Annotated in this window: 23 protein-coding genes; 18 read left to right on the top strand and 5 right to left on the bottom strand. The window is 67.4% G+C overall.

Features of this window, described 5'->3' with window-relative positions:
* The first annotated feature begins 16 nt into the window (after positions 1-16).
* From ruvA to OC550_RS07220, 6 genes are all read left to right on the top strand, one after another.
* Entirely contained in the window at positions 17-655 is a 639-nt protein-coding gene (ruvA, locus tag OC550_RS07245) for a Holliday junction branch migration protein RuvA (protein ID WP_262104708.1), read from the top strand.
* Positions 655-1,740: a Holliday junction branch migration DNA helicase RuvB gene (gene ruvB / locus OC550_RS07240; protein ID WP_262104706.1), complete on the top strand. Its 1,086-nt coding sequence runs from the start codon at positions 655-657 to the stop codon at positions 1,738-1,740. The genes ruvA and ruvB overlap by 1 nt, the downstream gene beginning before the upstream one ends.
* A 141-nt stretch (positions 1,741-1,881) precedes the next feature.
* Entirely contained in the window at positions 1,882-2,334 is a 453-nt protein-coding gene (gene yajC, locus OC550_RS07235; protein WP_262104704.1) for a preprotein translocase subunit YajC, read from the top strand.
* A gap of 102 nt (positions 2,335-2,436) precedes the next feature.
* Positions 2,437-4,179 carry a protein translocase subunit SecD gene (gene secD, locus OC550_RS07230; protein ID WP_262104702.1) on the top strand — a complete coding sequence of 581 codons (1,743 nt, stop codon included), beginning with the start codon at positions 2,437-2,439 and terminating at the stop codon, positions 4,177-4,179.
* Positions 4,179-5,198 carry a protein translocase subunit SecF gene (secF, locus tag OC550_RS07225; protein WP_262104700.1) on the top strand — a complete coding sequence of 340 codons (1,020 nt, stop codon included), beginning with the start codon at positions 4,179-4,181 and terminating at the stop codon, positions 5,196-5,198. Before secD ends, secF begins: the two co-directional genes overlap by 1 nt.
* Before the next feature lie 330 nt (positions 5,199-5,528).
* Positions 5,529-7,745 (top strand): bifunctional (p)ppGpp synthetase/guanosine-3',5'-bis(diphosphate) 3'-pyrophosphohydrolase, encoded by a 2,217-nt coding sequence (locus OC550_RS07220; RefSeq protein WP_262104698.1) that lies wholly within the window; start codon positions 5,529-5,531, stop codon positions 7,743-7,745.
* Here the strand turns inward: OC550_RS07220 and OC550_RS07215 are convergent.
* The 3 genes from OC550_RS07215 to OC550_RS07205 form a co-directional block, all read right to left on the bottom strand.
* Positions 7,742-8,380 carry a type IV toxin-antitoxin system AbiEi family antitoxin gene (locus OC550_RS07215; RefSeq protein WP_262104696.1) on the bottom strand — a complete coding sequence of 213 codons (639 nt, stop codon included), beginning with the start codon at positions 8,378-8,380 and terminating at the stop codon, positions 7,742-7,744. The genes OC550_RS07220 and OC550_RS07215 overlap by 4 nt on opposite strands.
* Positions 8,381-8,477: 97 nt before the next feature.
* Positions 8,478-9,917 carry a DUF349 domain-containing protein gene (locus OC550_RS07210; protein WP_262104694.1) on the bottom strand — a complete coding sequence of 480 codons (1,440 nt, stop codon included), beginning with the start codon at positions 9,915-9,917 and terminating at the stop codon, positions 8,478-8,480.
* Positions 9,918-9,981: 64 nt separating this feature from the next.
* Positions 9,982-10,776 carry a peptidylprolyl isomerase gene (locus OC550_RS07205; RefSeq protein WP_262104692.1) on the bottom strand — a complete coding sequence of 265 codons (795 nt, stop codon included), beginning with the start codon at positions 10,774-10,776 and terminating at the stop codon, positions 9,982-9,984.
* A gap of 157 nt (positions 10,777-10,933) precedes the next feature.
* Between OC550_RS07205 and hisS the strand changes: the two genes are divergently transcribed.
* Positions 10,934-12,289: a histidine--tRNA ligase gene (gene hisS / locus OC550_RS07200; protein WP_262104690.1), complete on the top strand. Its 1,356-nt coding sequence runs from the start codon at positions 10,934-10,936 to the stop codon at positions 12,287-12,289.
* A gap of 21 nt (positions 12,290-12,310) precedes the next feature.
* Here hisS and OC550_RS07195 read toward each other — a convergent pair whose 3' ends face one another.
* On the bottom strand, positions 12,311-13,564 hold the full coding sequence (locus OC550_RS07195) for an APC family permease (protein WP_262104688.1): 1,254 nt from the start codon (positions 13,562-13,564) through the stop codon (positions 12,311-12,313).
* A 200-nt stretch (positions 13,565-13,764) separates the two neighbouring features.
* On the opposite strand from OC550_RS07195, the gene aspS reads away from it, so the two are divergent.
* Complete coding sequence (aspS, locus tag OC550_RS07190) at positions 13,765-15,570, top strand: aspartate--tRNA ligase (protein ID WP_262104686.1); 1,806 nt, start codon at positions 13,765-13,767, stop codon at positions 15,568-15,570.
* A gap of 124 nt (positions 15,571-15,694) precedes the next feature.
* A complete protein-coding gene (locus tag OC550_RS07185) occupies positions 15,695-17,107 on the top strand; it encodes a replication-associated recombination protein A (RefSeq protein WP_262104684.1) in 1,413 nt (470 codons plus the stop codon).
* 78 nt (positions 17,108-17,185) lie between these two features.
* Here the strand turns inward: OC550_RS07185 and dtd are convergent, their stop codons facing one another.
* Positions 17,186-17,638 carry a D-aminoacyl-tRNA deacylase gene (dtd, locus tag OC550_RS07180; protein WP_262104682.1) on the bottom strand — a complete coding sequence of 151 codons (453 nt, stop codon included), beginning with the start codon at positions 17,636-17,638 and terminating at the stop codon, positions 17,186-17,188.
* Between the two features lie 326 nt (positions 17,639-17,964).
* Between dtd and OC550_RS07175 the strand changes: the two genes are divergently transcribed.
* The 9 genes from OC550_RS07175 (at position 17,965) to OC550_RS07135 (ending at position 26,613) form a co-directional block, all read left to right on the top strand.
* Complete coding sequence (locus tag OC550_RS07175) at positions 17,965-18,405, top strand: SRPBCC family protein (protein ID WP_262104680.1); 441 nt, start codon at positions 17,965-17,967, stop codon at positions 18,403-18,405.
* A 315-nt stretch (positions 18,406-18,720) separates the two neighbouring features.
* Entirely contained in the window at positions 18,721-19,431 is a 711-nt protein-coding gene (locus tag OC550_RS07170) for a hypothetical protein (protein ID WP_262104678.1), read from the top strand.
* A gap of 239 nt (positions 19,432-19,670) precedes the next feature.
* Positions 19,671-20,297 (top strand): 30S ribosomal protein S4, encoded by a 627-nt coding sequence (gene rpsD, locus OC550_RS07165; protein WP_262104676.1) that lies wholly within the window; start codon positions 19,671-19,673, stop codon positions 20,295-20,297.
* 227 nt (positions 20,298-20,524) lie between these two features.
* On the top strand, positions 20,525-20,902 hold the full coding sequence (locus OC550_RS07160; RefSeq protein ID WP_262104674.1) for a DUF948 domain-containing protein: 378 nt from the start codon (positions 20,525-20,527) through the stop codon (positions 20,900-20,902).
* Between the two features lie 22 nt (positions 20,903-20,924).
* Positions 20,925-21,158 carry a hypothetical protein gene (locus tag OC550_RS07155; RefSeq protein WP_262104672.1) on the top strand — a complete coding sequence of 78 codons (234 nt, stop codon included), beginning with the start codon at positions 20,925-20,927 and terminating at the stop codon, positions 21,156-21,158.
* 62 nt (positions 21,159-21,220) lie between these two features.
* Positions 21,221-23,902 (top strand): alanine--tRNA ligase, encoded by a 2,682-nt coding sequence (gene alaS / locus OC550_RS07150; protein WP_262104670.1) that lies wholly within the window; start codon positions 21,221-21,223, stop codon positions 23,900-23,902.
* Positions 23,880-24,491 carry a Holliday junction resolvase RuvX gene (gene ruvX / locus OC550_RS07145; RefSeq protein ID WP_262104668.1) on the top strand — a complete coding sequence of 204 codons (612 nt, stop codon included), beginning with the start codon at positions 23,880-23,882 and terminating at the stop codon, positions 24,489-24,491. The genes alaS and ruvX overlap by 23 nt, the downstream gene beginning before the upstream one ends.
* Positions 24,488-25,717: an endolytic transglycosylase MltG gene (mltG, locus tag OC550_RS07140; protein WP_262104666.1), complete on the top strand. Its 1,230-nt coding sequence runs from the start codon at positions 24,488-24,490 to the stop codon at positions 25,715-25,717. The genes ruvX and mltG overlap by 4 nt, the downstream gene beginning before the upstream one ends.
* A 2-nt stretch (positions 25,718-25,719) precedes the next feature.
* Positions 25,720-26,613, top strand: a complete 894-nt coding sequence (locus tag OC550_RS07135; RefSeq protein ID WP_262104664.1) for a shikimate dehydrogenase — start codon at positions 25,720-25,722, stop codon at positions 26,611-26,613.
* Positions 26,614-26,635 lie beyond the last annotated feature (22 nt).

Below are 26,635 nucleotides of genomic sequence, written 5' to 3'. Positions count from 1 at the left end.
GTTATGGAGTCACTAAATGATCAGCTCGCTTCGCGGCGTTGTCAGCCATGTCGGCCTGAACTCTGCCGTCGTCGACGTGAACGGATTCGGCATGCTGGTCCAGGCGACCCCGCAGACCCTGGCCACCCTGCACGTCGGACGCGAAGCCGAACTGGCGACCCTGATGATCGTTCGCGAGGACTCGATGACGCTCTATGCCTTCGAGGATGCCGTGCAGCGTGAGGTGTTCGAAACCCTGATCTCCGTCAGCGGGGTCGGTCCCCGGCTTGGCCTGGCGGCCCTGGCCGTGCATCCTCCGGAGGCGCTGCGGCAGGCCGTCGCGGACGGGGACAGCAAGGCCATCAGTAAGGTTCCGGGCATCGGTCCGAAGCTGGCCGGCCGGATCGTCCTGGAACTGGCCGGCAAACTCGTGCCCGTGGAAGGGCCGGCGGCGCCAGCGGAGCCGGCCTGGCAGGACCAGGTGCTGCAGGCGCTGACCGGCCTCGGCTGGTCGGAAAAGGACGCGGTCGCCGCGCTGGACCGGACGGCCGAGGAGAATCCGGACGTTGCAGCCGGATCGGATGTGGGCCAGATGCTGCGGCTGACCCTGCGGAGTATGGGACAGGATAACGGCCGGCCCGGCGGCGGCCGGCGGGCCGCGGCGGGTGCCCGCTGATGGCCGCGGAACCCGAAGGCACGTCCATCGTCTCGGCGGCGGGCGAAGCCGAGGAACGCGCGATCGAGTCGGCGCTCCGGCCCAAGAACCTGGCGGACTTCGTCGGCCAGGCGCGGGTACGCCGGCAGTTGTCGCTGGTCCTCGAGGCGTCCAGGATCCGGGAGCGTACGGCGGACCACGTTCTGCTCTCCGGGCCGCCCGGCCTGGGCAAGACGACGCTCGCCATGATCATCGCTGCAGAAATGAACGCCCCCCTTCGCATCAGCTCCGGCCCGGCCATCCAGCATGCGGGGGATCTGGCGGCCATCCTTTCCTCGCTCACCGAAGGCGAGATCTTGTTCCTCGACGAGATCCACCGGATGTCCCGTCCGGCCGAGGAAATGCTGTACATGGCCATGGAGGACTTCCGGGTGGACATCGTGGTGGGCAAGGGGCCGGGCGCCACCGCCATTCCCCTGGACCTGCCGCCGTTTACCCTGGTCGGTGCCACGACACGGGCGGGCCTGTTGCCCGGTCCGCTGCGGGACCGGTTCGGGTTCACCGGGCACCTGGAGTTCTATTCGACGCAGGAACTGGAACTGGTGCTCCGGCGTTCGGCCATGCTGCTGGACCTGAAGATCAGTTCCGCCGGCTTCGCCGAAATCGCCGGCCGGTCGCGGGGCACGCCGCGTATCGCTAACCGCCTGCTCCGCCGGGTACGGGACTGGGCCTTGGTCCACGGCATTGAAGAAATCGACGCAAGGTCTGCTGCCGCCGCGCTGGACATGTATGAAGTGGACGAACGCGGACTGGACCGTTTGGACCGCGAGGTCCTCACCGCCCTGATTACGAAGTTCGGAGGGGGCCCGGTGGGCCTTTCCACCCTGGCCATCGCCGTGGGGGAGGAAACCGAAACGGTGGAGACCGTGGCCGAGCCGTACCTTGTGCGCGAAGGGCTCCTTGGCCGGACGCCGCGCGGGCGGATCGCCACGCCGGCCGCTTGGGAACACCTCGGCTTGGAGATGCCGCCCTCCGCCGTCGGTGCTCCGGACCTGCTGTCGGTCCTCGAGGAAGAGGAGCGCGGCTTCTCCGATAGCGGATCGTGACTTTACCGCCGGACTGCACGCGTAGAATGGGTGGCAGCCAGGCTTGCTCCGTGCCCTACAAGGCGCTGCCCTGTCCGGCGCAGACCATCCGAGTGCGGCCGTGCCGCTGCTCGCGTCCAGAAGAAGGAACGGAACGTCTCAGTGTTCGTAAACGTCTTTGCCAATAACACCGCGCAGCCCCAGGGCGGCGGGTTCGACTTCATGACGCTCGCGCTGTTCGTGATTTTCGGCCTGTTGATCTTCATGATGTTCCGGAAGCAGAAGAAGGTCCGGGCACAGATGCAGGAGAAAGCCCAGACGATGCAGGAGAAGCTGCGTCCGGGCACCCAGGTAATGACGCAGTTCGGCCTGTTCGGCACCGTGGTTTCGGTCGACCGGGACGAAAACAAAGCTGTCATCGAGTTGTCGCCCGGAAACACCGCGACCGTGCACCTGCAGGCCGTCAGCGAAATCATCGAACCGCAGGACGCCGCGGTTCCCGACGATGCGTCCGCTCTGGCGGGCGGGGACGAGCCGTCCGTGTTCCGCGAGGAGGAATCCTCGGACGACGCCCTGAAGCGGCTGAACGAAGAACAGAACAAAGACAACAAATAGTCCGCACGCGGTTCCACCGGCCGGACCAGTGGGTGGGGGCAGCCCCGCCCATTTGTCATGCGGGAATTCCTGCGCCGGGAGCCGTCGAGAGAAAGACCATTCATGGCACGTTCCGGCCGCAATACCGCCGCCAAGAGGACCCTGATCTGGCTCGGCGTCCTCATTGCCGTCCTGACCGCTGCCCTGGGCGGCGGCGTTCTTTCGAACCAGGCCAGCTGGGCGCCCAAGCTGGCACTGGACCTCGAAGGCGGCACGCAGATGATCCTCGCCCCGCAGGTTCAGGGCGGAGGCAACCAGATCACCAGCGAGCAGCTGGACCAGGCAGTCGAAATCATCCGGCAGCGCGTGGACGGCTCCGGCGTGGCCGAAGCCGAAATCAGCACCCAGTCCGGGCGCAACGTCATCGTCAGCCTGCCCGGCGTGCCGGACGAGAAGACCCGCGACCTGATCCAGGCATCCGCCGCCATGGAGTTCCGCCCGGTGCTGGCCGCCACTTCCGGAGCTGCCGTGCCCAAGGAAAGCCGCACTCCTGCCGCCGAGTTGCCGAAGCCGAGCGGTGAGCCGGCCAACGCGAGCGACCTGAACTGGATTACTCCGGAGCTGTACCAGGAGCTGGAGGCGCGCGATTGCACCGACCCGGCTACCATCGCCGCGGCCAGCGAGGAGCCTGCGGACCCCAAGAAGCCGATGATCGCGTGTGAACCGGACACCGGCCAGAAGTACATCCTGGGCCCGGTCGAGGTGCCCGGCACCGACATTCAGGACGCCAGCTTCGGACAGGTCCGGGGCAACCAGGGCCAGTCGCTGAACCAGTGGGCCGTCAACATTGAGTTCAACGGCGAGGGCACGCAGACCTTCAAGTCCGTCACTGAACGGCTCTTCGGCCTGACCGGCGCACAGAACCAGTTCGCCATCGTCCTGGACGGCACCGTCATTTCGGCACCGACCACCAACGCCGTGATTCCCGACGGCCGTCCGCAGATTACGGGCAACTTCACGGAAGACTCGGCACGAGCGCTGTCCGAACAGCTGAAGTACGGTGCCCTGCCGATCAGCTTCGACATCCAGAGCGAAACGCAGATCTCGGCAACCCTCGGCTCCGAACAGCTGCGCATGGGCGTCATTGCGGGCCTGATCGGCCTCCTCCTGGTCGCCATCTACTCGTTCTTCCAGTACCGGATGCTCGGCTTCGTGACGATTGCGTCCCTGGTGGTGGCCGGAATCCTGACCTATCTGGCCATCGCGCTGCTGGGCTGGACGGAGAACTACCGCCTGTCGCTGGCGGGTGTGGCCGGCCTGATCGTGGCCATCGGCCAGACGGCGGACTCGTTCATCGTCTACTTCGAGAGGATCCGCGACGAACTGCGCGACGGCCGTGGCCTGGTGTCCGCCGTCGACAACGGCTGGAAGAGGGCCAAGCGCACGGTGCTGGCGTCCAAGTCAGTCAACCTGCTGGCCGCCGTCGTCCTTTACTTCGTGGCGGTCGGAAACGTCCGGGGCTTTGCGTTTACCCTCGGCCTGACCGCCATCGCCGACCTCGCGGTGGTCTTCCTGTTCACCCACCCGGTGATGATGTTGCTGGCCCGCACGAAGTTCTTCGGCGAAGGCCACCGATTCTCCGGGCTGGACCCGAAGCGCCTGGGCGTGGTGCCGCTGTACCGCGGTGCGGGACGTCTCCGCCAGCCGGGCGAGGGCGCGCCGAAACCGCGCGTCAAGACGGGCAAGACTGCCGGCGCGGCGGCGGAAGCGGAACGGCGCCAGACCATTGCCGAGCGGCGGGCCGCCGCAGAGAAAGAGCGTGCCGCCGCGGTCTCCGGGCGCAGCACGGATAAGGAGAGCAACTGATGCCTAACTTCGCAACGTTCGGCAACGAGCTCTACTCTGGCAAGCGGTCGTATCCCTTTGTCCAGAAGTACAAGCTGTGGTTCATCATTGCCGGAGCGGCAGTGCTGCTGTCCCTCATCATTCCGGTGGCCAAGGGTGGCTTTAACCTCGGGATCGACTTCCGCGGCGGATCCGAGTTCACGGTCTCGCAGACCCAGAATACGGATCTCGATCTCGGAAAGGACGCCGTTACCGCGGTCGAGCCCGCGCTGGATCCGGAAGTCACCAACATCGCGCCTAACACGGTCCGCATCCAGACGGAGCAGCTCTCCGATGACCAGACGCTGGCGGTCCGCGACGGCCTGATCAAGGCCTACGGGGTTAATGCGGACCAGGTGACCTCCAACTTCGTCGGCCCGACGTGGGGCGCCGACGTGACCCGGCAGGCCCTCTGGGGGCTCGTCGTCTTCGTCGTCCTGGCCGCAGTGCTGATGGCGATCTACTTCCGCACCTGGAAAATGTCGGTCGCTGCGCTGGCCGGCATGGGCGTCGTCATGATCCTGACGGCAGGGCTGTACTCGCTCATCGGCTTCGAGGTCACGCCTTCGGCCATCATCGGTTTCCTGACCGTGCTGAGCTACTCGCTTTACGACACGGTGGTCGTCTTCGACAAAGTCCGCGAAAACACGGCTGACATCGGAACCTCGACCCGGCGCACCTTCGACGAGGAGGTCAACCTGGCGGTGAACCAGACCCTGGTCCGCTCCATCAACACCTCGGTGGTCGGTGTCCTGCCCGTTGCTTCGATCCTCTTCATCGGTTCGCTGCTGCTGGGCGCAGGGACGCTCAAGGACCTGTCGCTGTCCCTCTTCATCGGCATCATCATCGGAACGGCGACGACGGTGTTCATCGCGGCACCGTTGTACGCGCGGCTGCGGACGAATGAGCCGGCCCTGGTCCAGCAGGCCAAGAAGGTCCGGCTCCGCAGGGAGCAGGAATCGAAGGCACGCGAGGCGGCTGAGGAGTCTGCCACCGCCTAGAGCAGGCGGTCGGGCGCCGGCCTGCGGGGCGGCGCCCGTGTCCGGCCTGTGCCTTCGGGGCATACACTAGAACGATGGAACTGGCGGCCGCCCCGGGGAGAGGCGGCCTGATCGGTCCTTTGGATGCTGCGTGAGGCGGCCCACGGCAGAGAGGTTTAGCACTTGGTAGACGATGGTGGCGCATCAAACCGGGCACCGGGTGCTGTTGCCAAGCCCGGACCCGGGCCCGTTGCCGTGCCCACCGAGGGCCCGGCGGCCGCGGCGGCCGCGGCGGCCGCGGCCCAAGAGACACCGTCCCGTCCGTCCTTCCCCGGGCGGCGGGAGAGGACCATGTCGCGGTTGGCGCGACTGACCGGGCGGGGATCGGCCGGATACTCGCCGATCCTCGAGCCCTTGCTGCGCACCGTCCGGGCCAACAACCCCCGCGAAGACTTCGACCTGATCCACCGGGCCTTCGTTGTGGCGGAGCGCAGCCACCGCGGGCAGAAGCGCAAGAGCGGGGACCCATACATCACGCACCCTGTAGCGGTGGCGACCATCTTGGCGGAGCTCGGGATGACCGGTACAACGCTCGCCGCGGCGCTGCTGCACGACACGGTAGAGGACACCGACTACACGCTGGATCAGCTGCGCAGCGAGTTCGGTGCCGAAGTGGCGATGCTCGTGGACGGTGTCACGAAGCTGGACAAGGTGCAGTTCGGCGACGCGGCGCAGTCGGAGACCGTACGCAAGATGGTCGTGGCGATGGCCAAGGACATCCGTGTCCTGGTGATCAAACTGGCCGACCGGCTGCACAATGCGCGGACCTGGCGCTTCGTGTCGCCGGAGTCCTCGGCGAAGAAGGCGCGCGAAACGCTGGAAATCTTCGCCCCGCTCGCCCACCGGCTGGGCATGAACACGATCAAGTGGGAGCTGGAAGACCTTTCCTTTGCCGCGCTGCACCCCAAAGTGTACGAGGAAATCGTGCGCATGGTGGGGGACCGGACGCCGGAACGGGAGAAGTACCTGACGATGCTGCGCACCAAGATCGGTGACGATCTGCGCGGGGTCAAGATCAAGGCCACCATCACGGGCCGCCCGAAGCATTACTACTCGATCTACCAAAAGATGATCGTCCGCGGCAAGGATTTCGACGACATCCACGACCTGATGGGGATCAGGGTCCTTGTGGACAGCGTCCGGGACTGCTATGCCGCGCTCGGCGCCCTGCATTCGCGCTGGAACCCCCTGCCCGGGCGGTTCAAGGACTACATCGCGATGCCCAAGTTCAATATGTACCAGTCGCTCCACACGACGGTGATCGGCCCGGGCGGTAAGCCGGTGGAGATCCAGATCCGCACCTACGAGATGCACCGGCGGGCCGAGTACGGCGTCGCGGCGCACTGGAAGTACAAGGACGCCGCGAAGTCCGGCACTGCCGCGGACGGCGGTGACATGGGCTGGCTCCGCAGCCTCGTGGACTGGCAGCAGGAGACATCCGATCCAGCGGAGTTCCTGGATTCGCTGCGGTTCGAGATCAACGCGCGCGAGGTCTTCGTCTTCACCCCGAAGGGCGAGGTGATGGCGCTGCCCGCCGGATCGACGCCGGTGGACTTTGCCTACGCCGTCCACACCGAAGTGGGGCACCGAACGATCGGCGCCCGGGTTAACGGCAAGCTGGTCCCGCTCAACAGCGAACTCAACCACGGCGACTGGGTGGAGATCTTCACCTCGAAGGCCGAGGGCGCCGGTCCGAGCCAGGACTGGCAGGGCTTCGTCAAGAGCCCGCGGGCCCGAAACAAGATCCGGCAATGGTTTACGAAGGAACGCCGGGAAGAAGCCATCGAGAAGGGCAAGGACCTGCTCACACGCGCCATGCGCAAGCAGAACCTGCCCCTGCAGCGGATGATGACGCACGATGCGTTGCTGGCCGTTGCGCAGGAGATGCACCATCAGGACATTTCCGCGCTGTATGCCGCAGTCGGCGACGGGCACAGCTCGGCGCAGAACGTCATCGAGCACCTGGTCGCGCTGCTGGGCGGCCAGGAGGCAGCCGAAGAGATGGAAGCGCCCATCTCGGTGGCCCCCAAGCGGCCGAAGACGTCGGACTCCGGCGTCACCGTTGTCGGTGTCGGCGACGTCTGGGTCAAGCTGGCGCGGTGCTGCACGCCGGTCCCGCCGGATCCGATCATCGGCTTCGTGACCCGCGGCTCCGGAGTTTCGGTGCACCGCTCCGACTGCCGGAACGTCGAAGACCTCCGGGCGCAGCCCGGACGGATGGTCGAGGTGGAGTGGGCGCCGACCAAGTCCAGCGTCTTCCTGGTGGAGATCCAGGTCGAGGCGCTGGACCGCAAGAGCCTGCTCTCGGACGTCACCCGGGTCCTCGCCGAGAACCACGTGAACATCCTCTCCGCCACGGTGCATACCTCGAGCGACCGGTTGGCCGTGTCCCGGTTCTCCTTCGAGATGGGCGACCCGAAGTACCTGAGCCATGTGCTCAGCGCGGTGCGGCGGATCGACGGCGTCTTCGATGTCTACCGGACCACGGATTCCCGGCGCCGGATCTAGGGCGGTCCCTCGCCGCCGCGCCGTGCCAGTGCGCTGTCGACCCGTTCCAGCGCCTTCGCCTTTCCCGGCACGCGCGGGCGCAGCTGCAGGGTCTGGCGGATGTAGCCCAGCGGGCACTTCAGCGCGGGAACCGAGGACAGGGCCAGCAAGGCGGGGACCGCATCCTCGTCCGGTGCATGCACGGCTATGTCCAGGGCCGTCCGGAGCGGAGACGTAACCGGCACGCCGGCCATGCGGACGGTGTCAGATGCCCCCAGCGAGACCTCGTGGATGCGTACGGAACGGCAGCGACCCTGCGACGTGGCGCGGTACCGGTGGTCCAGCAGGACGGTCACCTTGGCCTCCGGAGGCGCGCAGCCGTAGACCCATGCCGCCGTCAGCCGGCCCAGCACGACCTTCCGCCGGAACCCCGCCGGCAGCACGGCCGCCGCTGCCAGGGCGCGGTGGGCCGGGGTGACGGCCTCCATCGAGCCGATGTAGCCGGCCTCCAGAACATTGACCAGGAGGCCGTCCAGCTCCATCGCGCGCAGTTCGTTCCCGCTGAAGGGGCGTCCGGGCAGCAGGAGTCGCGGACCCGGGGGAGAACCGGCGGCACTGGCCGGGGAAGCTACAGGCGATGACCGCGAAAAAGGCATACGGTAAGCCTGCCAAACCTAGCGGAAATGGATCAGGGGGCGGAACCGATGTGTGGACATCCGGTTCCGCCCCCTGGGCGTGTGTAGGTGCGGTGCGTTAGGAGAAGTCCTGGGCCGACTTCTGCAGCGTATCCAGCCACTGCTTGCGCGCATCCAGCGCTTCCCGCGCTTCAGCGATCTTCCGCTGGTTCCCGTCAGCTTCCGCCTTGGCCAGGTCTTCCTCCAGGCCCGCGATCGCCGACTCAAGCTGGTTCAGGGCGCTGTTGGTCCGGGCCTTGGTTTCCGGATTGCTGCGCCGCCACTGCTCGTCCTCTGCCGCCTTGAGCGCGTCCTCAACCTTGCGCAGGCCGCCCTCGATACGGTGCATGTCGCCGCGCGGAACCTTGCCGATTTCCTCCCAGCGGTCCCGGATGGACTGAAGCCCCTTCCTGGCCGCGGCGAGATCCTCGATGGGCAGCAGGGCCTGCGCCTCTGCGACCAGCGCTTCCTTCGCGGCGAGGTTGCCCTCGTACTCCTTGTCGATCGCCTGGTTGGCTTCCTGGCGGGCGGCGAAGAACCTGTCCTGCGCCGCGCGGAAGCGGGCCCAGAGGGCGTCGTCGTCCTTGCGGCTTGCGCGCTTCGAGGCCTTCCACTGGTCCATCAGCCGCCGGTATTCGCCGGCGGTTGCACCCCAGTCGGTGGAGTCGGAGAGCGCCTCGGCCTGCGCAATGAGGTCTTCCTTCGCCGCCTTCGCTGCGGCGTTGTCGCTGTCCAACTGGCTGAAGTAGGCGCGGCGGTGCCGGTCGAAGACCGTGCGGGCGGAACGGAACCGCTTCCACAGCGAGTCTTCGGTCGAGCGGCCCAGGCGGACTCCGTTCTTCTGGGCGGCCTTCCAGTTCTCGAAGAGCTCGTTCATCCGGGCGCTGCTGGTCTTCCACTGCACCGACGAAGGATCCTTGGCCGCGATGGCCTCGGCTTCGGCCACGATCGCCTCCCGGGCGGCCAGTTCCGCAGAGCGCTGGGCCTCGTGGGCCTCCTTCTCCGCGCGCTGCAGGCCGGTGATGGCCTCATCCAGGCTGCTCAGGCGGACTTCCAGCGCCGGGACATCGCCGACCATGTGCCGCTCGGCCACCTGGGCCCGGAGATGCTCGAGGGTCTTGTGCATATCCGTCGACGGGGCCTTGGCCTCCACGCGCTGCTCCAACAGCGCGGTCTGCGCCGCGACGTCGTCGTACTTGCGCACGAAGTACGCCAGCGCTTCCTCGGCCGATGCATCCGGATACTGTCCTACCGGGTGCTCCTCGCCGTCGAGGATGAGGAAGACGTGGCCGTCCTCGGCAACGCGGCCCCACTTTGCGGCCTCCGACAGCGGAGTGGAGTGGACGGCGGGAGCCGGCGCGACGGGCGCCGGCGAGCCGGACGGCGCGGGCTTGGTGGCCAGCGCGGAAGGGGTCGGCCGGGCCATCATCGAAGGCTTGATGCTGCCCGGAGTCGGGCGGCCCTCGGCTTCGGTCGCTGGGGTCTGGGCCGTGTCGTCGGATTTCTGACTGTCTGTCACCGCTAAAACTCTTTCATTGGTTCGGTGGTGGGCTCGCCGGGCCGCACCAGGTACTTCGCAGGGGTCAATCCAAGGTCAATGCGTCGATCGTTACGGCCATCTTAGGCGTTCCGTCCTGACTGCCGGTTTCCGTGACACCACCTTCTGCGATCCTTCGGACTACGTCGAGCCCTCCGGATACCTTACCCATAATGGTGTAGCCGCCGGTATCCTGCGCGATAGTGCTGTCCTTGTAGGCAATGAAGAACTGCGTCCCGTTGCTGTAGGTGCTTTGTCCGCGCGCGACGGCGATGGTGCCGGCCGGGTACGAGCCGTCCGCCGGGGAATTCTCCACCGGGCCCCACTGGAATTCGGGATCGCCGCCGCCTTTGCCGTCGACCGAGCCGCACTGCAGCACGCCCATGCTCGGGGCCGTGGTCAGCCGGTGGCAGTTCTTGCCCTCGAAGAATCCCTCGTCGGCCAGGGATTTGAAGACCGAGACCGCCTGCGGGGCCGCTCGGCCGTCCAGTTCCACTTTGATGTCGCCCTGGTTGGTGGAGAGCGTGCCGGAGAGCACCCGCCCGGCGGCGACGTCGGGGGAGGGGATGTGGGCCGCGTTCGTCGCCTGCGGAGAGGCCTGGCCCGACGGGATGCTCTCTTCGATGCCGCTGCGCACCTTTTCCACCTCGGAAGGCGTCGGATTGCTGTTGAACACGGTCAGCTGGATCAGCACGCCTGCAGCCACGGCCACCGCGATCGCGGACGCGCCGATGATGTTGTCCCGCTTGCGCCGCCGCAGCTGGTCCTGGCGCAGGGCGCGCTTGGCCTCCATCTGGGCGACCCTGCGCCTCATGTCGCGGTTCTCGCGTCTGGCAGCCACCGTGCTCCTCCTTCCGGCCCGCACTCGGCCTGGTCGGGGCCACGCGCCGGTGCCGTAAAATGGTCCGGCAGCCAGTTTAGGCATTCATCGAACGGCACGGCCGACCAACCATGGCGCGTCGGCGGCCTTCCCACGAGCAACCAGGAGATATCCACGCATGGCACGCAAAGCCTCCCTGTCAGGTTTTCCGGAATGGCTTCCGCAGGAGAGGCTTGTGGAGCTGCATGTGCTGGATAGCCTGCGGCGCACCTTCGAGCTGCACGGGTTCTCCTCCATCGAAACCCGAGCGGTAGAGACCATCGGCCAGCTGCTGCGCAAGGGCGAGATCGACAAGGAGGTCTACGGGCTGCACCGGCTGCAGGCCGATGAAGATCCGGGCGCCCCGGACCAGGACAAGCTCGCGCTGCACTTCGACTTGACCGTGCCGTTCGCGCGCTACGTGGTCGAGAACGCCGGCCACCTGGCGTTCCCCTTCCGCCGCTACCAGATCCAGAAGGTGTGGCGCGGGGAGCGGCCGCAGGAGGGCCGTGCCCGCGAATTCACCCAGGCGGATATCGACGTCGTCGGCGACGGCGAGCTGCCCTTCCGCTACGACGTCGAACTGGCCCTGGTCATCGTCGAGGCACTGGGCGCCCTGCCGATCCCCGAGTTCCGGTTGCGGGTCAACAACCGCAAGCTGGCCGAGGGCTTCTACCGCGGGATCGGACTCGACGACACGGCCGGTGTCCTGCGCAGCATCGACAAGCTGGAAAAGATTGGTCCCGAAAAGGTCTCCGCCCTGCTGCAGGAGGAGCTGGGCGCCACCTTGGAGCAGGCCGAGGCGGCCCTCAAGCTGGCCTCGATCCGGACCGAGGACACCTCGTTCGTGGAGCAGGTCCGCGCGCTGGGCGTCAGCAACGAATTGCTCGACACCGGCCTGGACGAGCTGGAGCAGGTCATCGCCGAGGCATCGCGCCGGGCTCCCGGCCGGGTGCTGGCGGACCTGAGCATCGCCCGCGGCCTGGACTACTACACCGGCACGGTCTACGAGACCGTCCTGGTGGGCCACGAGCAGCTTGGCTCCATCTGCTCCGGCGGCCGCTACGACGCCCTTGCCTCCAAGGGGAACCGGAAATTCCCCGGCGTCGGTCTGTCCATCGGCGTCACGCGCCTCGTGATGCGGATCCTCGCCCAGGAGTTCGCGACCGCCTCCCGCCAAGTGCCGACGGCGGTGCTGGTCACCCTGGCGAACGACGACAGCTGGTCGCAGGCCCAGGACGTCGCCGCCCAGCTGCGCAGCCGCGGCATCAGCGTGGAGGTTGCGGCCAAGGCGGAGAAATTCGGCAAGCAGATCAAGTACGCGGACCGGCGCGGCATCCCGTTCGTCTGGTTCACCACGGACGACGGCGGCGCACCGGTCCACGAGGTCAAGGACATCCGTTCCGGCGAGCAGGTGCCTGCCGACCCGGCGCTGTGGACGCCGCCAGCCGAGGACCTGCAGCCGCAGATCCTCGCCGCGGGCACGCAGGACTGACGCCCGCCGCCCGGGCGGCGCTCAGGAGTGGTTCCGGGCGCGGCCGCCCGGCTTGAGCACCGCCCGCCCGAGCAGCCCCACCGCGAGCACGCCAGCCATCGTCAGCACCGAGGCCAGCGGCAGCGTGAAGGCCAGCAGCAGGCAGCCGGCCAGGCCGAGGATGTTCAGTGCCTTCGGCGCGTACCAGGGCCGGTCCTGAAGCGTCAGGGCGGAGGCGTTCGTCACGGCGTAGTAGATCAGCACGCCGAAGCTGGAGAAGCCGACCACGGCGAGCACGTCCTGCGTCAGCAGCAGGAAGACCACGACGACGGCGACGGTGAGGTCCGCAAGGTACGGAACCTTGAACCGCGGCCAGACCGTGGCCAGCCCGCGGGGCAGGTCCCCCTCGCGCGCCATCGCGAACATCGTCCGGCTGACTCCGGCGATCAGGGCCAGCAGGGCGCCGAGGCAGCCAAGCGTGGCGGCTACGGTGACGGCGGCGGTTCCTACCCCGCCGCCGACCGCTTCGCCGACCGCCAGCAGCGGGGCCGGGGTCGCGGCGAGCAGGCCGGCGCCCATGAAGTCCAGCAGCGCCAGGCCCAGCGCCACGTACAGCACCAGGGTGAAGGCGAGTGCGCCCATGATGGCGCGGGGGATCAGCTTGGCCGGCTCCCGGACTTCCTCTCCCATGGTGGCGATCCGCGCATAGCCGGCGAACGCGAAGAAGAACAGTCCCGCCGCCTGGAGGACACCGTAGGGGCTCGTCTCGACGGCCGCCGTCGTCCCTCCTATGGGCGGGGCGTCGAAGGCGACCACCACGAGGAACACCAGGATCGCCACCACTACGGAGACGAACCAGCGCGTCATCCAGGCGGTGCGCGTGATGCCCATCAGGTTGATGCCGGTCAGGAGCACGACGGCGGCCACCGCGGCCGCCGTGGCATAGTCCGGAAATGCGTAGAGGCCGAAGGCCAGCGCCATGGCCGCGCACGAGGACGTCTTGCCCGTGATGTAGCCCCAGCCGGCCAGGAAGCCTGGCCATTCACCCAGCTGCCGGCGTCCGTAGATGTAGGTTCCGCCGCTGGTGGGGTGGATGGCGGCCAGCTGCGCGGACGCCATGGCATTGCAGTAGGCGACGACGGCGGCGGCCGCCAGCGACAGCAGCAGCCAGCTGCCGGCCGCGCCCGCGGCGGGGGAGAAGACAACGAAGACCCCGGCGCCGACCATGGAGCCGACGCCCACGGTGGTGGCGTCGAAGCCGCCGAGTCTGCGTTCCAATGCCGATTCACTGCTCACAAAATTCTTCCGCCCATCGATACTTCCGGATCGTGCCCAGCCGGTGCTGCTGCCGCGAGGCTGGTCCGGCTACTGTCCGGACAGCGGGCCGATCAACGGTAAACTCGTTCACGACTCATCTCGAGAACTACTCTAATCACTTGCCGCCGGTGCGGAGTCCCGCAGCCGGCCCAGGAAGTGAGGCAACTGAAAGGAATGCTGTGCTGCGCACACATGAACTCGGCTCGTTGAGGGCCGAGCACATCGGACAGACCGTCACCCTCGCCGGTTGGGTGGCCCGGCGGCGCGACCACGGCGGTGTGGCATTCCTCGACCTTCGTGATGCCTCCGGCGTCGCCCAGGTCGTGGTCCGGGAAGAGGACGTCTTCCACGGACTGCGCAACGAATACGTGCTGCAGATCAAGGGCACCGTGGAGAAGCGCCCGGAGGGCAACGAAAACCCGGCCCTCGCCACCGGTGAGATCGAAGTGATTGCCGAGGACGTCGTCGTCCTCAGCGCCTCCGAACCGCTGCCGTTCCAGATCGACGAGCACGTGGAGGTGGGCGAGGAAGCCCGCCTGAAGCACCGCTACCTCGACCTTCGCCGCCCCGGCCCCTCCGCGGCCCTGCGGCTGCGCTCCGAGGCCAACCGCGTCGCGCGGCAGCTGCTGCACGAGGACGGCTTCGTCGAGATCGAGACCCCGACCCTGACCCGTTCCACCCCGGAAGGCGCCCGCGACTTCCTGGTCCCGGCCCGTCTGGCGCCCGGTTCCTGGTACGCGCTGCCGCAGTCGCCGCAGCTCTTCAAGCAGCTGCTGCAGGTCGGCGGCTTCGAGAAGTACTACCAGATCGCCCGCTGCTACCGGGACGAGGATTTCCGCGCCGACCGGCAGCCGGAATTCACCCAGCTGGACATCGAGGCCAGCTTCGTGGAGCAGGACGATGTCATCGGCCTGGGCGAGCGGATCGTGCAGGCGCTGTGGCGGCTGATCGACGTCGAAATCCCCACCCCGATCCGGCGGATGACCTACGCCGAGGCGATGGACAAGTACGGCACGGACAAGCCGGACCTGCGCTTCGGCCTGGAGCTGACCGAGCTGACGGAATTCTTCAAGGACACCACCTTCCGCGTGTTCCAGGCTCCGTACGTCGGCGCCGTCGTGATGCCCGGCGGCGCTTCGCAGGCGCGCCGCACGCTGGATGCCTGGCAGGAATGGGCCAAGCAGCGCGGCGCGAAGGGGCTCGCGTACGTGCTGGTCCAGGAGTCCGGCGAGCTGACCGGCCCGGTGGCCAAGAACCTCACCGACTTCGAGCGCGAAAACCTGGCCGGCACCGTCGGCGCGAAGCCGGGCGACTGCGTCTTCTTCGCCGCCGGCGACCGGGCCGCGTCGCGTGCGCTGCTGGGCGCGGCACGCGTGGAAATCGGCCACCGCACCGGGCTGATCAAGGACGGCGACTGGTCGTTCCTGTGGGTCGTCGACGCGCCGATGTTCGAGCCGGCTGAGGCCGCGGTGGCCTCCGGCGACGTGGCCGTGGGCGGCGGTAAGTGGACGGCCGTGCACCACGCCTTCACCTCGCCGAAGCCCGAGTTCATGGACAGCTTCGACAAGGAGCCCGAATCCGCGCTGTCCTTCGCCTACGACATCGTCTGCAACGGCAACGAGATCGGCGGCGGCTCCATCCGTATCCACCAGCGGGATATCCAGGAGCGGGTCTTCAAGGTCATGGGGCTGGACAAGGAGTCGGCCCAGACGAAGTTCGGCTTCCTGCTCGAGGGCTTCAAGTACGGCGCCCCGCCGCATGGCGGCATCGCCTTCGGCTGGGACCGCGTGGTCGCCCTGCTCGCCGGCGAGGAGTCCATCCGCGAAGTGATCGCGTTCCCGAAGACGGGCGGCGGCTACGACCCGCTGACCGCCGCACCGGCGGCGATCACGCCGCAGCAGCGCAAGGAGGCGGGCGTCGACTTCAAGCCGCAGCCCAAGGCCGCCGAAGCCAAGGCGGCGGCGGAGGGTAAGGCCGCGAACTAGGCCGTTCCGGGGCATAGGGAAAGGGAGGCAAGCCAATCGGCTTGCCTCCCTTTTCGCGTCCGGGTGCGCCGGCCCTGGGGAGCAGCGTCCCGGTGGAGGTACGCCAACGTAATAGCCTTGAGGGGTGAGTGATTTGTTCAGTGCCGCCGCGGGCGATGAGGATGAGTACGACGGCGGTGCCGGCGACACTGCGGGCGGTGGTGCCGGATCCGGGCGCCCCCGCAGTCCGCTGGCGGTCCGGATGCGGCCGCGCAGCCTGGATGAGGTGGTGGGCCAGCAGCATCTCCTGCAGCCGGGTTCGCCGTTGCGGATGCTGGCTGCCGGCGGCAGCGACGCCGGGCCAGCCGGTCCGTCGTCCGTCATGCTGTGGGGGCCGCCCGGAACGGGCAAGACGACGCTGGCCCACGTCATCGCCCGGGGCCCGGGGCGCAAGTTCGTGGAGCTCTCGGCGATCACGGCCGGCGTCAAGGATGTCCGGCGCGTCATGGACGACGCGCTGACCGCCCGCGATCTCCACTCGACCACCACGGTGCTGTTCCTGGACGAGATCCACCGCTTCAACAAGGCCCAGCAGGATGCGCTGCTGCCCGGGGTGGAAAACCGCTGGGTGGTCCTGATCGCCGCCACCACGGAGAACCCGTCCTTCTCCGTCGTTTCCCCGTTGCTCTCGCGCTCCCTGCTGCTGACGTTGAAGCCGCTGACCGCCAAGGACATCGAGGAGCTGCTGCTGCGCGCGGTCGAGGACGAGCGCGGGCTCGCGGGTACCGTCGAGCTGGCGCCCGAGGCGCTGGAGCATCTGGTCCGCTTGGCCGCCGGGGACGCCCGCCGCGGACTGACTGCGTTGGAGGCCGCCGCCGGCGTCGCGTGGAGCGAGGCGAGGTCGCCGGATACCCCCGGCCCGGTCCTGGTGGAACTGGCCCACGCCGAGCAGGCGGTCGACCGCGCCGCGCTCCGCTACGACCGGGCGGGCGACCAGCACTACGACGTCACCAGCGCCTTCATCAAATCCATGCGCGGTTCCGACGTCGACGCCTCCCTGCACTACCTGGCGCGGATGCTGGAGGCGGGGGAGGACCCCCGGTTCGTGGCGCGCAGGATCATCATCTCCGCGGCAGAGGACGTGGGCATGGCGGATCCGACGGCGCTGCAGACGGCCGTCGCGGCGGCCCAGGCGGTGCAGCTGATCGGCATGCCGGAGGGGCGCCTCGTGCTGGCCGAGGCCGTGGTCCATATCGCCACCGCCCCGAAATCCAACGCCGCCTACAACGGCATCAACGCGGCGGTCGCGGACGTGCGGGCCGGCCGGGGCCAGGGGATCCCGACGCACCTGCGCGATTCCCACTATCCCGGAGCCAAGCAGCTGGGCCACGGCAAGGGATACGTCTACTCGCACGACGAGCCGCACGCCATCGCACGGCAGCAGTACCCGCCGGACGACCTCGTGGGCCGCGACTACTACAAGCCGAACGGCAACGGGGCAGAGCGCGAGATCTCGGCGCGCCTGGACCGCCTGCGCAAGATCATCCGCGGGGAATAGCCAACGGCTGCCGGTGGCTTGGGTTTCGCCGGCACAGCCACCGTAAAGGCCACGCCGCGGCCACGGCAGGGGAGGCGCTCAGGCCCGGCGCGGCTTCGCGAACTCCTCGGTGTCCAGGCAGATGGTGAACGGGCCGGAGTTGACCAGCTCGACCTCCATCATCGCGCCGAAGACCCCGGTCTCCACATGAGCGCCGAGTTCCCGGAGGCCGGTGACTAGGCTGTCGATGAGCGGCTCGCTGATTTCGCCCGGAGCGGCCGCAGACCAGGACGGGCGCCGGCCGCGCCGGGTGTCAGCGTAGAGCGTGAATTGGCTGACCACCAACAGCGGAGCCGAGACGTCGGAGCAGGATTTTTCGCCCTCCAGGATGCGCAGGTTCCAGATCTTCTGCGCGAGCAATGCCGCCGCGGCCTCGCTGTCGGTATGGGTGGCGCCGGCCAGCACCAGCAGGCCGGGTTCATCGATGGCTCCGACGATCTTTCCTTCGACGCTGACGCTGGCGCGGCTGACCCGCTGGAGTATGGCTCGCATTCCTCCAGCGTAATGCCGCTCCCATGCAGTCACGCGTGTATCAGGGCAACCTCGAATCTCAGCCCATTCTGTGAGTGTCATGGAAGCTTCGCCGATTCGGCCATTCGATGAGAAATAGTGGGGGGTTCAGGGATATGGAATCTTTGCTGGTACTGGTGGGCTTTAGAAGGGCCGCTGTTCTATATTCCGCATTAAGGCAGCAATTCGTAGCCGGAATGCCTCAGTCAATCAGCAGTTCCCTGCCGAACAGGGCTGAGTGATTGGTCCGCTTCGAGACCTACAGACTGGATCGGATCCGCAGTCGACATCGCTGCCATACTTTGTCGGTGGCGTCTTTCGAATGCATCACCCGATCGAAGATCAGCAAGGCCGATCTCTTTGACCGTTCCCTCAGCATCGATGCCCATGTCGGTTCGATGGCGAAGTCCAGGGAGAAGGCCGTCCGGGGTGTAACAGCGGGGCTGATCTCATTAGGGGAGGAGGTCACATGGCGGGCCTGGCACTTCGGGATTCCCATACATATGACCAGCCGGATAACCGAGATGGTCTCCCCGGACTATTTCGTCGATGAACAGGTCAGAGGACCATTCCGGCGCTTCCGGCATATCCACGAGTTCCTAGACGACGGCGAAGAAACAGTCATGATTGACCGCATCGAATTTGCCGCCCCCCTTGGTCCGGCCGGCAGGATTGCCGAACGGCTTTTCCTTGCTCGATACCTTCGGGATCTCATCGAAACTCGTAACCGATACCTGACCGGCCAATGAGCGGCACGGATGCAAAGTCCTCGTGGCAGGGGTGGCATAACGCAAGATTGCGGAACTGCTTGCAGGCGACGATTAGGGGAAAAGCGATGGCTATCATTCCTCCGGAGTGTAACCATCGTTACACTCAAAGTGTGAAAGCCGAGGTCAGCTGGGTTTCGGGACTTCGCAGGGGCGAAGCCTCCTCGACTTTGGCCGCGTCCGATGGATGAGACAGCAATGCATCCCGATCCCGGTCCGGACGAAAACCCCGCCGAACCTGCCGGAACCCGCAGCCAGGCCGGCGGGGACCCGCAGCAGGCGGCAGTCCGTACGCCCGTGAACGGCAACGACACTGGCAGGGAAGGTCGTACCTCCGGCGCGGCGCTGGCCTTCCGCTCCGTCATCCGGTCGTTCCTGGATGCCCCCGGAACGAGGATGCTCGTCCCGGTGGAGGTGCTTTTTCTTGGATTCCTGGCGGTCGCGGCCCTAACGCAAACCTGGAGCGACGCTGCCGTCCCGGCCATGCTGATCGGGGCGGCGCTGGTTCCCTCCGCGCTGGAACTGGCCATCAATGCCCGGTGCCCGACATGGCTGTACGGCTGCTATTTCGGGTTCCTGCTTGCGGGACCGTTCGTTGGCACCCAGTTGGGGCTCTATGCTTTCTGGACCCAGTGGGACAAGCCTGTCCACGCGTTCTCCGGTGCTTTGGTCGGTTGGGCCACCGTCTTCGCCCTCGGCATCGCCGATCGGCGGATGCAACTTGCCCTTCCCCCGTTCTTGATGGTTGCGGGGGTGGTGTCCTCAGGGGGGTTCGCAGCTGCCATGTGGGAAATCGCCGAATTCACCAGCGACCGTTTCCTAGGCACCCGTTCGCAGAACGCAGGCCTGGAAGACACCGTGACGGACATGATCTGCGGCGTTTTAGGGGTCATCACCGTAGCGGTCGCAGTGTGCCATTACCATCGCGGCCACCCGGCCGCCCTGATCAGCTCACTGCTTCGAAGCCAGGACATTATTCCTTCAGCACCTCCGCGGGAGCTGCCATAGCCCGCGCTCAGCCAGCGATCTGCAACTGGCTCAACGCTGTCGTGTGCCGGGCGGGCCGCCGATTGATGCTAGGATTATTGGCTGACTGGCAAGCCGCTTTTTGCGCCGTCGATCCCTGAATGTATTTTCCGTGGGTGCGACGTGCGCTCCGGGCGGTTGTAGCTGAAGGCAGCGGTGACCAACGCTCTCCGATCGTGGAGGCCAGCACATCACTTCACCGCATGAATTGGAAGGACATCGTGGCTAACAACACACGAGCCCGCCGCAAGGTCCGCATTTCGCGGTCCCTGGGAATTGCCCTGACCCCCAAGGCCGAAAAGTACATGGAGCGCCGTCCGTACGGTCCCGGCCAGCATGGTCGTGCCCGCCGCAAGCAGGACAGCGACTACGCCGTCCGCCTGCGCGAGAAGCAGCGCCTGCGTGCCCAGTACGGCATCCGCGAAGCACAGATGACCCGTGTCTTCGAAGAGGCCCGCAACACCGCCGGCCTGACCGGTGAAAACCTGATCGAGCTGCTGGAAATGCGTCTTGACGCCCTGGTCCTGCGTGCCGGCTTCGCCCGCACCATCGCCCAGGCCCGCCAGCTGGTCGTGCACCGCCACATTATGGTCGACGGCAAGCGCGTGGACCGCCCGTCCTTCCGCGTTTCCGAAGGCCAGCTGGTGCACGTGCACGAGCGCTCCGAGAAGATGCCGCCGTTCCAGGTGGCCGCAGCCGGCGCCCACCGCGACGTCCTGCCGAACGTCCCGGCCTACCTGGACGTCACGCTGGAGAAGCTGCAGGCTCGCCTGGTCCGCCGTCCCAAGCGCGCCGAGGTTCCGGTGACCTGCGAAGAGCAGCTCGTCGTCGAATACTACGCACGTTAGTCCCAGCCGGGAGCCGGTCTTCGGCTGACGGAGACCGGCGGAGGACAACTGGATACCGCAGCAGCGGAACCCCTACTGAACAGCCCGTGGCAAGCGCCGCGGGCTGTTCAGTAGGTAAGGTACATATGAGGTGCGGATGCACCATGACGTAAAGCGCCGACGTCGCTAGCCGAATCCAGAGCCGTGAACGGCCGGGCCGGACGCGCGCAAAACTGCAAAGGAGTTCCATGTCAGGTGGAGATATTGCCGGTCTGATCGCCGCGGGCGTGTTCGCCGTGCTGGTGGCCCTGCTGGCCGTCCCGGTCTTGAAGCTGGGTAAGGTCTTCGACGAGCTCCGCATCAGCATCCGATCCATCAGCGACGGGACCACCCCGCTGATCGACGAGGTGACCACCACGGTCAATACCACGAACGAGCAGCTCAGGAAGGTCGACGGAATCTCGACCAACGTGTCGGACGCGACCGCCAACGTTTCGGCGCTCTCCTCGCTGGTCGCGGCGACCATCGGCTCCCCGCTGATCAAGGTCGCAGCGTTCTCCTACGGCGTGCGCACCGCATTCTCTGCCCGATCCAAGTCCACCGGCCGCGGCCGGCGCAGCCGCTGACGGCTGAGGGAGGAACCACACTATGAAGCGGCTTATCTGGATGGGCGCCGGCATCGCGATCGGCGTCCTGGCCATGCGCAAACTGAATTCGGCAAAGCAGGCCATCGGCCCCGAGGGCCTCAACCGCGCCGTGGCCGGCGTGGCCGACAGCATCGCGGATTTCGCGAACGCGCTGCGTGAAGGCATGACCGAGCGGGAAGCGGACCTCCGCGCCGCGCTCGGCATCGATTCCGCAGATGACGTCCGGACGCGCTAGATTTTTCTCCGGCGGCTTTCCGCTCGCCGCTTTTTGTACCACCGGAAGGGTAATTAGGCACCATGAAGTCCCATGAGATCGTCCGCCGCTGGCTCGACTTCTTCGAGAAAAAGGGACACGCCGTGGTGCCCTCGGCGTCGCTGGTCTCGCCCGACCCCTCGCTGCTCTTCACGGTGGCCGGCATGGTGCCGTTCATTCCCTACCTGACGGCGCGCGAGACGCCGCCGTTCAACCGCGCCACGAGCGTGCAGAAGTGCATCCGCACCGCCGACATCGAAGAGGTCGGCAAGACCGTCCGCCACGGCACGTTCTTCCAAATGTGCGGCAACTTCTCCTTCGGCGACTACTTCAAGGAGCAGGCCATCCCCTTCGCCTGGGAGCTGCTCACCACGCCCGTCGAAGAGGGCGGCTACGGCCTCCCCGCTGACCGTCTCTGGGTGACGGTCTACGAGGAGGACGACGAGGCCCTGGCCATCTGGCGGGACAAGGTCGGCGTGCCGGTCGATCGCATCCAGAAGTCCGGCAAGAAGGATAACTACTGGTCCACCGGCCAGCCCGGCCCCGCCGGTCCGTGCTCGGAGATCTTCTACGACCGCGGCCCCGAGTACGGCATCGAGGGCGGCCCCATCGCGGACGAGACGCGCTACATCGAAATCTGGAACCTGGTCTTCATGCAGTACCAGCGCGGCGAGGGCATCGGCAAGGAGGACTTCGAGATCCTCGGCGAACTGCCGAAGAAGAACATCGACACCGGGCTCGGCATGGAGCGCCTGGCCATGATTCTCCAGGGCGTGGAGAACATGTACGAGACGGACCAGGTCCGCCCGGTGCTCGACAGGGCCGCGGAGCTTTCCGGCAAGGAATACACCAGCGCCGAGTCCGACGACGATCCCCACCATACGGACGACGTCCGCCTTCGGGTGGTCGCGGACCACGTCCGCTCCGCCCTGATGCTGATTTCCGACGGCGTGACGCCGTCCAACGAAGGACGCGGCTACGTGCTGCGGCGCCTTATCCGCCGGGCCGTGCGGGCCATGCGGCTGCTCGGGGTCGAACAGGCTGTCCTCCCCGAACTGCTGCCCGTCTCCCGGGACGCGATGAAGGGCACCTACCCGGTTGTCGAGTCGGACTTCGAACGCATCAGCCGGATCGCCTACGCGGAAGAAAAGGCGTTCCTGCGCACCATTGCCTCCGGCACCGCCCGGCTGGACGAAGCGGTCAAGGAGTCCAAGGCCGCGGGCAAGCCGCTCTCCGGCGAGGACGCCTTCACGCTGCACGACACCTACGGCTTCCCGATCGACCTCACCCTGGAAATGGCCGAGGAAGCCGGCCTGCAGGTCGACGAGGCGGGCTTCCGCACGCTGATGGCCGAACAGCGCCAGCGTGCGCAGGCGGACTCCCGCAACAAGAAGTCCGGCCACGCCGACGTGCGGGTCTTCAGGGAGATGCTCGCCGTCGGCGAGACCGTCTTCACCGGTTATGACGAGCTGACCACCGAATCCACGGTCCGCGGCATCGTCAGCGGCGGGGCCACGGTGGGCTTCGCGGGCCAGGGCGACGAAATCGAACTCGTGCTGAACGAGACCCCGTTCTACGCGGAAGCCGGCGGCCAGGCCGCCGACGTCGGACTGATCACCGGCGACGGGTTCGTCGTCGAGGTCATGGACGTGCAGCGTCCGGTGAAGGGCCTCAGCGTGCACAAGGCTGTGGTCCGCGAGGGCGAGATTTCGTCCGACGCCAAGGTGCTGGCCGCCGTCGACGAGCAGCGCCGCCAGGCAGGGGAGCAGGCACACACCGGCACGCACATCGTGCACGCGGCCCTCCACCAGATCCTGGGTCCGGAAGCGCTCCAGCGCGGCTCCTTCAACAAAGCCGGCTACCTCCGGTTCGACTTCTCCTGGGGCGAGGGCATCAGCGCCGCCGCGAAGTCGGAGATCGAGGAAGTGTCCAACCTGGCGATCCGGAACAACTTCGGCGTCAGCACCAGGGTCATGCCGCTGGCCGAGGCCAGGGCGCTGGGCGCCACGGCATTGTTCGGCGAGGCCTACGGGGACACGGTCCGCGTGGTGGAGATCGACGGCGCCTGGTCGCGCGAGCTCTGCGGCGGAACGCACGTCGACAGCACCGCGGAGATCGGCAGCCTGACGCTGCTCGGCGAGCAGTCCGTCGGTTCGGGCAACCGCCGCGTCGAGGCCTTCGTCGGCATGGAGGCATTCCGCCACCTTGCCGCCGAACGCGCGCTCGTGACCGAACTGTCCGAGATGCTGAAGGTGCCCGGCCCGCAGCTGCCGGACCGCATCGCGGCCACCCTGGCCAAGCTCAAGGCGGCAGAGAAGGAACTGGACAAGCTGCGCAAGGAGCAGCTCGCCGCCTCCGCCGGGAAGCTCGTGGACCAGGCGCGGGACGTGGCCGGGGTTAGGCTGCTGGCACACAACGCCGGTTCCCTGGGCGGTGCGGATGACCTGCGGTCGCTGGCGCTGGACCTGCGGACCCGGCTGGGAAGCGACGCCGCCGCGGTGGCGCTCACCGCCGTCGCGAACGGCCGCCCGCTGGTCCTCGTGGCCACCAACGAAGCCGCCCGCCAGGCTGGCGTCAGGGCCGGGGCACTCGTCAAGACCGCCGCCGGCGTGCTCGGCGGCGGCGGCGGCGGCAAGGACGACGTCGCCCAGGGTGGCGGCCAGGACGCCTCGAAGATCGACGACGCGCTGGCCGCGATCGTCGATGCCGTGGCCAACCGGGGCTAAGGCGCGCAACGTGCCCAGCGCAATCGCTCCCGCCGGCAGCAAGCTCGGTGTCGACGTCGGCCTGGCCCGGGTGGGCCTGGCCGGCTCGGACCCGGCGGGCATCCTGGCCACCCCGATCCGGACGCTCAAGCGCGACGCCAAGAAGAACAGCGACATCCGGCTCGTGGTGAAGGAAGCCGCGGAGCGTTCCGCCGTCCAGGTTTTCGTCGGACTGCCGCGCACCATGCGCGGCGGGGAGTCGTCCTCCACCCAGATGGCCCGCGACTACGCGGAACAGCTTGCCGGGGCGCTCTCGGCGGCCGGACTGGACACGACCGTCAGCCTGGTCGACGAGCGGCTGACGACCGTCAGCGCCCACCGGACGCTGCACGGCGCTGGCATGAGCAGCCGTGAGCACCGTAAAGTTGTTGATCAGGTCGCTGCAGTGGAGATCCTGCAGCATGCCCTCAATATGCAGCGTGCGCAAGGACGGGACGTGGGCACCCCCGTGGCCGCCCCGTACCGTGTCCAGGCACCCGGCGCAGGCACAGGGGAAGAGGAGACCGAGATTCCACGCGTAGATGACAATGATGGTGAGAACAAGCGGTGAGCAACAGCTATCCGGAGAACCCTCCTTATCCGGACTACCGGCCCGCCGGGCAATCGCTCGACGAGTTCGAGGCCGAGCACGCCTCGGACTACGAGGGCGAGCAGGGACCCGACTACGACCCGGAGCCTCCGGCGCGCAAGCGCAGCCGACGCAACAAGATCAAGCGGCAGCGGCGGCGTCGCCGCAACATCGCGCTGCTTGTGGTCTTCGGCCTCTTCGCCGGCGCCCTGGTCGGCGTGGTCCTGTTCCTCCAGAACCTGCTCGGCATGAACGAGCTGAAGGACTACCCGGGTCCGGGTGAGGGCGAGGTGTCCGTCACCGTCGAGCAGGGCGCGGGCCCGCTCGCGATCGCGAGTTCGCTGACGGAGCAGGACGTCGTGGCCTCCTCGGACAAATTCATCGACGAACTCGCCAACCAGGCCGATGGCCGCGAAATCCAGCCCGGCGAGTACAAGCTCAAGCGGCAGATGAAGGCAGCCGACGCGGCCAGTGTCCTCCTGGCCCAGGAAGAAGGCGTGAACTACGCCGCCATCAACCGCACCTGGCGCCAGCAGGAGGTTTTCGAGGCCCTCTCCAAGGGCACCGGGATTGCCGTCAGCGAGTTCGAAACCCTGGCGAAGGACCCGGCCGCGTTCGGCCTCCCGGAGAAGGCACGGAACCTGGACGGCTACCTGTTCCCGGCGGAGTACCGCTTCCCGCTGGAGGCCACCGCCGAGGAAATCCTCAAGACCATGGTCGACAAGACCTTCGAGCGGCTGGAGCAGGACGGGATCACCGACCCGAACCAGCAGTACGACGTCCTGACGGTTGCCAGCATCATCGAGGCTGAAGCGGGCGAGGCCGACTATGGGGCGGTCGCGGGCGCCATCGAGAACCGCCTCAAGCCGGACAACACCGAGACCAATGGGTTCATCCAGTCCGACGCCACGGTCACGTACGGCCTGGGCCGCAAGGGCTACGACATCACGCCGGAAGAGAAGGCGGACAAGGACAACCCGTACAACACCTATGCCCACACCGGCCTGCCGGTCGGGCCGATCAACTCTCCGGGTGGCCCGGCGATCGATGCGGCGGCGAATCCTGACGATGTGCCGTACTACTACTGGGTCACGGTGAACCTCGATACCGGCGAGACCAAGTTCTCCGAAACGCTGGAAGAGCACAACGCCTATACCAAGGAATACCTGAAGTGGTGCAGCGAGCAGGACGAGGGACGGTGCGACTGAGCATGCCTGCCGCTCCCGCGGGCGGCTCCGCCCGCAGCGGGTCCCGGGCCGCAGTGCTGGGCCATCCGATCGGCCATTCGAAATCGCCGGCGCTCCACCGCGCCGCCTACGAACTGATCGGATTCGACTGCAGCTACCGCGCCATCGATGTGACGCCGGAGGCGCTGCCCGGGTTCATCCGCACGCTGCGCTCGGAGCAGGGCTGGGCGGGCCTCTCCGTCACCATGCCGTTGAAATCCGCCATGGTGCCGCTGATGGACCGGACCAGCGAACTGGTGCAGGTCCTGGGCGTGCTCAACACCGTCGTGGCAGAATACGACGACGGCGGCGCCGTTTCGCTGACCGGCCATAATACGGACGTGGCCGGGATCATCGGGGCCCTGCGCCATGCGGGCGTGGAAGACGGCGCCTCGGCCCTGATCCTGGGCGGCGGGGGCACGGCGGCGGCCGCCGCCGCGGCTTTGGCCCCGCTGAAGCCGTCCTCGGTGGTGCTTTGCCTGCGCGACCCCGCCAAGGCGTCCGGCGTCGAGGCGGTCGCCGCGCACTTCGGCATCCCGCTTGACGTCCGCGGCTGGGATGCCGCGGCGGAGGCCCTCGCCGGCGCGGACACCGTCGTCTCGACCCTGCCGCCGCACGGAGCGGACACCCTGGCGGCACGGCTTGCCGCGGCGCCGAAGCGGCGTCCCGGGGGAGTGCTGCTGGATGTTGCATACGACCCGTGGCCCAGCGCGATCGCCGCCGAATGGCAGCGGCAGGGCGGCACCGTTGCACACGGGCTCGAGATGCTGATCTACCAGGCCGTGGAGCAGGTGCGGCTCTTCGCTGGGGAACGGTTCACGAACGCCGCCGAAGTCACAAATGTGATGTGTGACGCGGTCGGTGCCTCCCGGCGCTGAAGGGTACCCGCAAGCATGGCAG

Origin of the sequence: Arthrobacter sp. Marseille-P9274, from assembly GCF_946892675.1 — a bacterium.
Taxonomy (GTDB): Bacteria; Actinomycetota; Actinomycetes; order Actinomycetales; family Micrococcaceae; genus Crystallibacter.
This window is presented reverse-complemented; position numbering and strand designations above follow the sequence as displayed.